Here is a 10,002-nt window from a genome sequence, read left to right as displayed (position 1 = left end):
ACCATCGAAGGCGCGGGCGAGCCGCGCGTGGCCGACGACCTGGCCGCCCTGGTGCGCATCCGGGGCCTGCGCGAGGAACTGGACCAGATCCAGCCCGGCGCCGCAGCCGACGGCCTGTGGGCTGGGCACCGCACGCGCACCGACCATGCGCGCAGCGCCTTGAAGGCCAATGCGGCCCTGCTGGCCGCGCGCGCGCAGAAATCCTTCTCGCTCGATGGACTGGAGGCCGTGGCCGAAGGCCATGGCGGTGAGCGCTGGGCGGCCGAAGTGCAGCGCCTGCAGGCCCTGTACCAGATCGACCGCCAGCTCGATGGCTACCTGCCGCTGGCCGATGCCAGCCACGGCCTGTGGCGCGGCCTGGAAACCGATGCCCAGGCCTTGCAGGACGCGCTGGCCTTCGAGCGCGAGCGCCTGCAACTGACGCGGCGGGGCGGCCTGATGGCATCGCACGCCGCCGTGGCCCAGGGCCGCTGTGGCGCGGCACTGCAGCAGGCCCATGCGCAGCTGGCGGCCCGCAGCGCCATCGAGGAACAGCTGCTGGCGCTGGACGATCTGCGCTTGCGCTGCCCCGGCGTCTGGGACGGGCTGGACACGCGCCCGCAAGCCGTGGAGCATGCGCTGCGCCTGCAGGGATCGCTGCAGGCAGGGCTGACCGGGCTGGGCTGGCAGGAGGCCGAACTGGCCCAGGCACGCCAGGCGCTGCACCAGGTGCTGGCCTTGCGCAGCGCCGAGCTGGGCGAGGGCGCCGCGATCGGCATGGCCTGCCAGCAGTTGCTGGACAGCCTGGCCGGCCTGCACGCGGCCATAGACCCCTTCAGCGCGGCGGCAGCCCATGGCGAGCCGCAGCAGCGTGCCCTGGCCCAGCGCACGGCCGAGCAGCTGGCGGCCACAGCGGGTGGCGTGCTGGCCGGGCAGGGCGGCCTGCATGCCTGGTGCGCCTGGCGCAATGCCCAGGCCGCGGCCCGCGCGGGCGGGCTGGGTGCGCTGGCCGATGCCATCGAGTCCGGCAGCCTGGAGCCGGCCCAGGCGCCACAGGCCTTCGAGGTCAACTACGCGCGCTGGTGGCTGGCGCTGGCCGTGGACGAGGACGAGGTACTCAAGCGCTTCGTCTCTGCCGAGCATGAGCGGCGCATTGCCGACTTCCGCGCGCTGGACGATGAATTCACCTCGGTCACGCGCCAGTGGATACGTGCGCGGCTGTGCGCGGGCCTGCCGTCGGCCGACAGCATCCAGCGCAACAGCGAGTGGGGCATCCTGCGGCGCGAGATCACCAAGAAGCGCCAGCACCTGCCGCTGCGCCAGCTGCTGGAGCAGATCCCCTCGGCCGTGCTGCGCCTGACGCCCTGCCTGCTGATGAGCCCGCTGTCCATTGCCCAGTACCTGAGCGCCGAGACCAGCAACTTCGACATCGTCATCTTCGACGAGGCCTCGCAGATCCCCGTCTGGGACGCCATCGGCGCCATGGCGCGTGCCAGGCAGGTCGTCATGGTGGGCGACCCCAAGCAGCTGCCGCCCACCAGCTTCTTCGGCCGCGCCGACACCTCCGACACCTTCGACGACGACACGCAGGGCGTGGAAGGCGACATGGAAAGCATCCTGGACGAGTGCCTGGGCGCCAGCCTGCCCACGCGCAACCTGTCCTGGCACTACCGCTCACGCCATGAAAGCCTGATCGCCTTCAGCAACCACCGCTATTACGGCGGCGGGCTGGTGACCTTTCCCTCGCCCGTCACCGATGACCGCGCCGTCAGCTTCCATGCCGTGCAGGGCCGCTATGAAAAAGGTGGCGCCCGCATCAACCAGCCCGAGGCCAAGGCCCTGGTGGCCGACCTGGTGGCGCGGCTGCAGTCGCCGGGGTTTGCGCAGTCGGGTGCCACCATCGGCGTGGTCACCTTCAACTCCGAGCAGCAAAGCCTGATCGAGGATTTGCTGGACGAGGAGCGCCGCAAGGACCCGGGGCTGGAGCCGTTTTTCTCCGATGCGCTGCTGGAGCCCGTCTTCGTCAAGAACCTGGAAAGCGTGCAGGGCGACGAGCGGGACATCATGTACTTTTCCATCACCTACGGGCCCGATATCTCGGGCGCCGTGTCCATGAACTTCGGCCCGCTCAACCGCGATGGCGGCGAGCGGCGGCTGAACGTGGCGGTGACGCGCGCGCGGCAGGAGCTGCGCATCTTCTCCAGCCTGCGCGGCGAGCAGATGGACCTGTCGCGCACCCAGGCGGCGGGCGTGCGCGACCTCAAGCATTTCCTGGAATTTGCCGAGCGCGGCCCGCGCGCGCTGGCCGAGTCGCACCATGGCAGCCAGGGCGATTTCGACAGCCCCTTCGAGGCCAGCGTGGCCCAGGCGCTGGAGCGCAAGGGCTGGCGCGTGCACACGCAGATCGGCGCGTCCTCATTCCGCGTGGACCTTGGCGTGGTGCACCCGGACCATGCGGGCAGCTACCTGGCGGGCGTGGAGTGCGACGGCGCCACCTACCACCGCTCGGCCACGGCGCGCGACCGCGACAAGCTGCGCGAGCAGGTGCTGCGCGGCCTGGGCTGGCAGATACTGCGCATCTGGTCCACGGACTGGTGGGTCAACCCGGGCGGCACGCTGGAGCGCATCCACGCGGCGCTGACCGCGCTGCTGGAGCAGGACCGGCGCAAGCGTGCGGCCGAGGTTGTTGAGGTGCCGCAGGCGGCCGCAGTCGCCGGGGCAGAGCCACAGCCAGAGACGCCTGAGGCGTCCGAGGCATCCGAGGCCTCCGCGTCCTCCGAGGCATCCGTGGAGGATGGCGAGGCGCAGAAGGCGTGAGGAAACGGGTCTTGAGAAGACGGGTCGCGGGAACGCCGGCGGCCCGCTGCCGGCCGCCGCTTAGTACAGATCCGGCACGTACATGTGCTGGGGAACGGGGTTGCGTGTGTATTCGGGATTGCGCGTGCGCTCGGGCAGCACGATGGCCGGGTGCTCTATCTCTTCGTAGGGCAGCTGGGTCAGCAGGTGGGAGATGCAGTTGAGCCGGGCCTTCTTCTTGTCCACGGCCTGCACCAGCCACCAGGGCGCCTCGGCGATGTGGGTGCGCTCCAGCATGGCTTCCTTGGCCTTGGTGTAGTCCTCCCAGCGGCGGCGGCTCTCGAAGTCCATGGGACTGAGCTTCCACTGCTTGAGCGGGTCGTGCACGCGGCCCAGAAAGCGCAGGTGCTGCTCGTCGTCGGTGATGGAGAACCAGTACTTCACCAGCGTGATGCCCGAGCGCACCAGCATCTTCTCGAACTCGGGCACGGAGCGGAAGAACTCCTCGTACTCCTCGTCGGAGCAAAAGCCCATCACGCGCTCCACGCCCGCGCGGTTGTACCAGCTGCGGTCAAAGAGAACGATCTCGCCGCCCGCAGGCAGGTGGGAGACATAGCGCTGGAAATACCACTGCGTGCGCTCGCGGTCGTTGGGCGCGGGCAGGGCGGCCACGCGGCACACGCGCGGGTTCAGGCGCTGGGTGATGCGCTTGATCACGCCGCCCTTGCCGGCCGCATCGCGGCCCTCGAAGAGAATGACCACCTTTTTCCTGTGGTGCTGCACCCAGTCCTGCAGCTTGACCAGCTCGCCCTGCAGGCGCAGCAGTTCGCGAAAGTAGGTCTGGCGGCTCACGGTGTCGGCACCGTCCAGATCGTCGCCACCGCTGCCCAGGCGGGCGTCGTCTATCTCCATCTCCAGTTCTTCGTCGTAGCTGTCGAGCAGATCGCGTTCGATGCGCTGCATCAGCGAATCATGGTGGTCGGGCAGAAGTTCGTCGTACATGGTGGGGAATCCGGGCGTCCAGGAGTTGGCGCCTGGGATGGTGGCGTGGATGTGTGACGCGGCTGTGACGGTGCGGCTGGGTGAATACCCTGGCACCGCTCGCCTTACCGCCGCCTACAGCCACCCCGCCTTGCGGAACTTGTAGTAAAGCAGGCCGCAAACACCCAGCACGAACAGCAGTGCGGCCGGATAGCCGTATTGCCACTTCAGTTCGGGCATGTTCTCGAAGTTCATTCCCCAGACGCCGAAGAAGGCCGTGCAGATGGCGAAGATACTGGCCCAGGCTGCCAGCCGCTTGGTGACTTCGTTTTCCTCGATGGACACCATGGACAGGTTCACCTGGATGGCCGTGCCCACGGTGTCGCGCATGGTGTCGATCTGGGCGTTGATGCGGCCCAGGTGATCCATCACATCGCGGAAGTAGTCCCTGGAGCCCACGCAGATCTGGGGGACGCGCCCGCCATTGAGCTTGCCCACGGCTTCCAGCAGGGGGGCCACGGCGTGCTTGAGGTCCATGGCGCGGCCCTTGAGTTCATACAGCTGCTTGATGTTGTCGCGCGCCGCGCCCTTGGTGAATATCTGCTGCTCGATCTGCTCCAGCTCCACCTCCAGCGCGTCGATGATGGGAAAGTAGCGGTCCACCACCGCATCCATCAGCGCATACAGCACAAAGCCCGAGCCGTGGCGCAGCAGCTCGGGCTCGCTCTCGCAGCGCTCGCGCACGCCCAGGAAGCCGCGCTTGCTGCGGTTGCGCACCGACAGCACGTAGTTGGAGCCCACGAAGACATCGACCTCGCCGTGGTTGAAGTGGCCGGGCCGCTCGGGCTCTGGCTCCAGCAGGTGCATCACGGCAAACAGCGAGCTGCCGTACTCCTCCAGCTTGGGCCGCTGGTGGCCGTGCAGCGCATCCTCCACGGCCAGGGCGTGCAGGCCGAATTCCTGGCGCATCTCCTCCAGCTCGGCCGGCGTGGCGTCCGCCAGCGCCACCCAGACGAAGCAGCCGGGCCGCTCTATGTAGTTGCTGATATCGGCGACGGGAATGTCCGCCAGCTTGGCCCCGTTTTCGTAGGCGACGCAGTTGATCAGCATGGGAGTTCCCTCGGTAATTCTGGTGCTGGTGATCCTGCCATAACGGGGGAGGGGGAAAAGCCAGTGGCCAAGGTGCCGGCAAAACCGCCAGCAGCCCAGGTTTGCGCATCTGGTAACAATACGTGTATAACCTGTCACGACACTGCTGGGCGCCGCCCGGCGCTTGCGATCCAAGGACTTCGATGATCTTTCGCCAGTGGGGAATTGCGTTGGGTGCGTTGGGCCTGTCGGCCTTGAGTGGTGTATCTGCAGCCGGTGTGCTGGACAAGGTCCAGGCCGGTGGCGCGCTGGTGATTGCGCACCGGGAATCGTCGGTCCCCTTTTCCTACATCGACACGCGCAGCGGCAAGCCCGTCGGTTACGCGCTGGATCTGTGCCTTCGCCTGGCCGAGGCGGTGCGCAAGCAGACAGGCAGGAAGGACATGAAGGTGGAGTTCCTGATGGTCACGCCCGCCAATCGCATGGCCGTGATCGAGCAGGGCAAGGCCGACATGGAGTGCGGCTCGACCACGAACAACGCGCAGCGGCGCCAGACCGTGGCGTTCACGGTCCCCCATTTCATCACCGGCGCCCGGATGCTCGTGAAGGCCGACAGCACCATCAACGCGATGGAGGATCTCAAGGGCAAAAAGCTGGTTTCCACCAAGGGCACCAGCCCGATGGCCCTGGTGACTCAGGCCAACAGGCAGCGCCTCATGGGCATCACCATTGTGGAGGCCCCCGATCACGCGAGGGCCCTGGAGATGGTGGAGAAGGGCGAAGCCGACGCGTTCGTGATGGATGACGTGCTTCTCAACGGGCTGGCCGCTGCACGGCCCGATCCACGTGCCCTGAAGGTGGTGGGCAAGTTCCTGTCCACCGAACCCCTGGCGATCATGCTGCCGAAGGCCGATACCGCGTTCAAGAAACTGGTCGATGAAGAGATGAAGCGGATCATCACCAGCCGCGAAATCCACCCCATCTACGAGAAGTGGTTCCTGCAGCCGATTCCACCCAACTCCACGAATCTGAACCTGCCGATCAGCTACCTGCTGCGCGACTTCTGGAAGTACCCCACGGCGGACATTCTGCTGTAGGCCTGTCTGTGCAGCCGCAGCGCCGCATCGGTCAAGCCGCCAGCGCTTGCTCCCTTGGGCGGGCGGCTGGGGCACCAACCGCTCCCGTCCCCGCCAGCTCCCCCAGCCCGAAATGCCCGCGCAGCGTGCGGCTTTCGTATTCCTCGCGGAACAGGCCGCGCTTGCGCAGGATCGGCACGACTTCGCTGGTGAACAGCTCGAACTGCTGGTTGAGTATGGGCGGCATGACGTTGAAGCCGTCGGCTGCGCCGTGCCTGAACCAGTCTTCGATGATGTCGGCCACCTGTTCGGGCGTGCCGGCCACGGCCAGGTGGCCGCGGGCGCCGGCCAGGCGCTTGAGCAGGCCGCGCAGGGTGAGGCCGTCGCGCAGGCTGGTTTCCACGTAGCCCACGGCGCGGCTGCGCGAGGCTTCGACCTTGTCGGGATCGGGGAAGTCGTCGCGCGTGAGCAGGCGGTCCAGCGGCACGGCCGAGAAGTCGTGGCCGCCAAAGCGTGCGGACAGGCGGGCCAGGCCGACCTCGATGCTGGTCAGGCTGTCGAGCTCTTCCCAGACCTGGCGCGCCTCGTATTCGGTGGAGCCGATGGCGGCGCTGATGCCGGGCAGGATCACGATGTCCTGCGGGCGGCGGCCCAGCCGCTGCGCCTGTCCCTTGATGTCGGCATAGAAGGCCTGGGCCGATTCCCGCGAGCCATGGGCCGTGAAGATGGCCTCGGCCCATTGCGCGGCAAAGGCACGGCCCGATTCGGACTGGCCGGCCTGCACGAAGACGGGCCGGCCCTGCGGGCTGCCGGGCACGTTGAGCGGGCCGCGCGTGCGGATGTATTTGCCCTCGAAGTGGATGGGCCGGATCTGCGATGCGTCGAGGAACTGGCCGGCCGCCGTGTCGTCCAGCAGGGCGCTGGCCGGAAAGCTGCGCCACAGCGCATCGACGGCGGACACGAATTCCTCGGCGATGCGGTAGCGGTCGCCGTGGTCCACGCTGTCGGCCAGGCCGTAGTTCAGGCCCGCATTGGGCGCCCAGGAGGTGACGATGTTCCAGCCTGCCCGCCCCTTGGACAGATGGTCCAGCGAGGCGAACTGGCGCGCCAGCGTGTAGGCATGGCTGTAGGTGGTGGAGGCGGTGCCGATCAGGCCGATGCGCTCGGTGCGCAGTGCCAGTGCCGTCAGCAGCACCAGCGGGTCCAGCAGGCCCGAGGTGATCTGCTGGCCGTTCTCGGGCCCGACCAGGCTGTCGGCCAGGAAGACGGCGTCGAATTTGGCGGCCTCGGCGATGCGTGCGGCATCGACGTACAGCTCCAGGTCGGTGAGTGCCTTGCGGTTGGCGCCGGGATGGCGCCAGGCGCCTTCGTGGTGGCCGCGCGTCATGAGGAACAGGTTCAGGTGCAGTTGCCGAGACATGGGAGCAGTCCTTTGTTGTGTGGGTTGTTTCGCGGGCGGGTCCGGCGTCAGGCGATCTCTGTCTCGACGCCCAGGCTGCGCAGCAAGGTGGCGCGCAGCTGCATGAAGGCAGGATGGTCGGGGCGGCGGGGATGGGGCAGGTCCACGGCGTGGTCCTCGGCGATGCGGCCGTCCCTGAGCACCAGGATGCGGTCGGCCAGCAGCAGGGATTCGTCCACGTCGTGGGTGACGAGGATGACCGTGGGCCGTATGCGCTCGACCAGGCGCAGCAGCAGTCCGTGCATGCGCATGCGCGTGAGCGCGTCCAGCGCGCCGAAGGGCTCGTCGGCCAGCAGCACGTGCGGGTCGCGCAGCAGGCTGCGGGCCAGCGATGCACGCTGCTTCTGGCCGCCCGACAGCGTGGCGGGCCAGGCGCCGGCCTTGTCCTGCAGGCCCACGTCGTGCAGGATTTGCCGTGCTGCGGGCAGCACGGCGCGGGCGTCCAGACCCAGCGTGAGGTTGTCCAGCACCGACAGCCAGGGCAGCAGGCGCGCGTCCTGGAACAGCACGGAGACATTGCCCTGCGCACTGGCCGCGCCGCTGGACTGCGCATGCCCGTCCAGCCCGGCGAGCGCGCGCAGCAAGGTGGTCTTGCCCGAGCCGGACTCGCCCAGCAGGGCCACGAACTGGCCCGGGGCAATGTCCAGGTCGATGGCGTCCAGCACGTTCTTGCCGCCAAAGTTGCGCGTGAAGCGCTGCAGCCGCACGGCGCCCGGGGTGGGGTGATGGCTCATGATCCCAGCGACCTCCGGTAGGACAGCACATGCGCCTCGATGCGGCGCACCACGGCGTCGGACAGCAGGCCCAGCAGGGCGTAGATGAGGATGCCCACCACGATCACATCGGTCTGCCCCCAGTCGCGGGCGCGGTTCATGAGGTAGCCGATGCCGGTCTGCGTGTTGATCAGCTCCAGCACCACCAGCGCCGTCCAGCACAGCGACACGGCAATGCGCAGGCCCACGAAGAAGCCCGGCAATGCGCCCGGCAGCGCCACCTTGCGGATGAATTCGGCGCGCGACAGGCCCAGGGTCTGGGCCAGCTCCACATGGCCGATGTCGATGCCGCGCAGGGCCGCGTGGGTGTTGATGTAGACGGGCACCAGCACGGCCGTGAAGATCAGGAAGATCTTCATGGACTCGCCAATGCCCAGCCAGATGATGGCCAGGGGAATCAGCGCCAGCGTGGGCACGGCGCGCTTGATCTGCACCAGGCCGTCGAGCAGGGCCTCGCCCGTGCGCGTCAGGCCCGAGGCCAGGGCCAGCAGCACGCCAGCCACCACGCCCAGCAGCAACCCGCTGTAGGCACGGCCTGCCGATGCCAGCAGGTGGGGCAGCAGGCTGCCGTCGGCCACCATGCCGTAGCCGGCGACCAGGGCCTGCGAGGGTGCGGTCAGCGTCTCGGGCGACAGCCAGCCCAGGCGCGAGGCCGCCTCCCACAGCACCAGCAGCAGGCCGGGGCCCACCAGCAGCGCGCCCTGCGACAGGCGCGCGGGCACCAGTTGCACGGCGGCCCGGGTGGCGGGCGCGTATTGAGCGGTGGCTGCGGTGGCCGGTGCCAGACCGGCCGTGTTGATGTCCAGTTGCGCTTGCGTCATCGTGTGTTTTCTGGCCGGTTCATCGGTTGGCCACGATCACGCGGTCGTAGGTGGACACGAAGGAGCCGGCCGCATCCAGCCGCTGCGGCAGGCTGCCGGCGGCGTGCAGGATGTCGATCAGCTTCTGGTGGTGGGGTTGCGCCTCGGCGGCCGTCTGGAACAGCAGGTCGGACTGCGATGCCAGGATGGCCGCCGTGCTCTCCGCATCGATGCGCTGGAACTGCGTGTAGTAGTGGCGGCCCCATTCCTGCTCGTGGCCATTGCTCCACTTGCCTGCGCGCACGAAGGCGCCCAGGAAATCGACGATGGCCTGGGACTTGGCCGGGTCGGCCAGCACGTCGGGCCGTGCGTAGATGTACGAGGTGGCGGGCAGCAGCACGCGCTCCTGCGGATCGGGCACGGGCCGCGCGCCGATCTGCTTGCCCAGGCGCGTGACATGGGGCTCCATGAGCACGGCCACGTCCACGGCCTTGGCGCGCAGCGCGTCGTTGAGTTCGGCCACGCGCAGGTTGACCAGCTTCACGTCGGCCAGCGTCAGGCCCGCGCGTGTCAATGCCTCGATCAGGAAGACCTGGCGGCCCGAGCCTTCCACATAGCTCAGGCGCTTGGCGCGCAGGTCGGCCAGGCGCTCTATGCCTGCATCGGCACGCTGCACCAGCCGGTACTGGGCGCGCTCGCGCGTGAAGGTGGCGATGATGGGCAGCTGCACACCGGCGGCGCGCGCCTGGATGGGCGGCGTGTCGCCCACATAGGCAATGTCCAGCGCGCCTGCGCGTATGGCCTCGAAGATGGCCGGGCCGCCCGCGAAGTTGGGCAGCTCCAGCTGAAAGCCCAGGCGCTTGCGCTCGCCGCTGGCATCCAGCAGGTGGCGCAGCAGCTCGCTCTGGTCGGCGACGACCAATCGGGTCCTGGGGTCGGCCGCAGCCCGCGCGGCGGTGGTGGAAGCCAGGGCGGCAGCGGCCAGCAGAGAAGGGCCGGCCAGCAGGAAACGACGCTTGTTCACGCGCTCCATCCTCAAAAGATTGCAA

General features: G+C 68.4%; 8 protein-coding genes. 2 read left to right on the top strand and 6 right to left on the bottom strand.

From position 1 onward, the window contains the following. Positions 1-2,796: AAA domain-containing protein (locus tag JHD82_RS11950; protein ID WP_199136636.1), on the top strand; the 2,796-nt coding region annotated here is incomplete at its 5' end. Between the two features lie 60 nt (positions 2,797-2,856). On the opposite strand, the gene ppk2 is transcribed toward JHD82_RS11950, so the two are convergent. Beyond that, the gene (gene ppk2, locus JHD82_RS11945; protein WP_199136634.1) at positions 2,857-3,777 is read right to left on the bottom strand and encodes a polyphosphate kinase 2; all 921 of its coding nucleotides are present in this window, start codon (positions 3,775-3,777) and stop codon (positions 2,857-2,859) included. A gap of 114 nt (positions 3,778-3,891) precedes the next feature. Then, positions 3,892-4,866, bottom strand: coding sequence for a magnesium/cobalt transporter CorA (gene corA, locus JHD82_RS11940; protein WP_012206223.1), 975 nt, complete (start codon positions 4,864-4,866; stop codon positions 3,892-3,894). Between the two features lie 182 nt (positions 4,867-5,048). On the opposite strand from corA, the gene JHD82_RS11935 reads away from it, so the two are divergent. Next, positions 5,049-5,942 carry an amino acid ABC transporter substrate-binding protein gene (locus JHD82_RS11935; RefSeq protein WP_026062116.1) on the top strand — a complete coding sequence of 298 codons (894 nt, stop codon included), beginning with the start codon at positions 5,049-5,051 and terminating at the stop codon, positions 5,940-5,942. 31 nt (positions 5,943-5,973) lie between these two features. Here JHD82_RS11935 and JHD82_RS11930 read toward each other — a convergent pair whose 3' ends face one another. From JHD82_RS11930 to JHD82_RS11915, 4 genes are read right to left on the bottom strand one after another with little or no spacing between them, the layout of a single operon-like run. Further along, complete coding sequence (locus JHD82_RS11930; RefSeq protein WP_199136632.1) at positions 5,974-7,341, bottom strand: LLM class flavin-dependent oxidoreductase; 1,368 nt, start codon at positions 7,339-7,341, stop codon at positions 5,974-5,976. Positions 7,342-7,388: 47 nt separating this feature from the next. Further along, positions 7,389-8,114, bottom strand: coding sequence for an ABC transporter ATP-binding protein (locus JHD82_RS11925; RefSeq protein WP_016446413.1), 726 nt, complete (start codon positions 8,112-8,114; stop codon positions 7,389-7,391). Further along, entirely contained in the window at positions 8,111-8,974 is an 864-nt protein-coding gene (locus JHD82_RS11920; protein WP_199136630.1) for an ABC transporter permease, read from the bottom strand. Before JHD82_RS11920 ends, JHD82_RS11925 begins: the two co-directional genes overlap by 4 nt. 19 nt (positions 8,975-8,993) lie before the next feature. Next, positions 8,994-9,986, bottom strand: a complete 993-nt coding sequence (locus JHD82_RS11915) for an ABC transporter substrate-binding protein (RefSeq protein WP_199136628.1) — start codon at positions 9,984-9,986, stop codon at positions 8,994-8,996. Positions 9,987-10,002: the final 16 nt, after the last annotated feature.

This window comes from Delftia sp. ASV31 (assembly GCF_016428765.1).
GTDB classification, from domain to species: Bacteria; Pseudomonadota; Gammaproteobacteria; order Burkholderiales; family Burkholderiaceae_C; genus Comamonas; species Comamonas acidovorans.
This window is presented reverse-complemented; position numbering and strand designations above follow the sequence as displayed.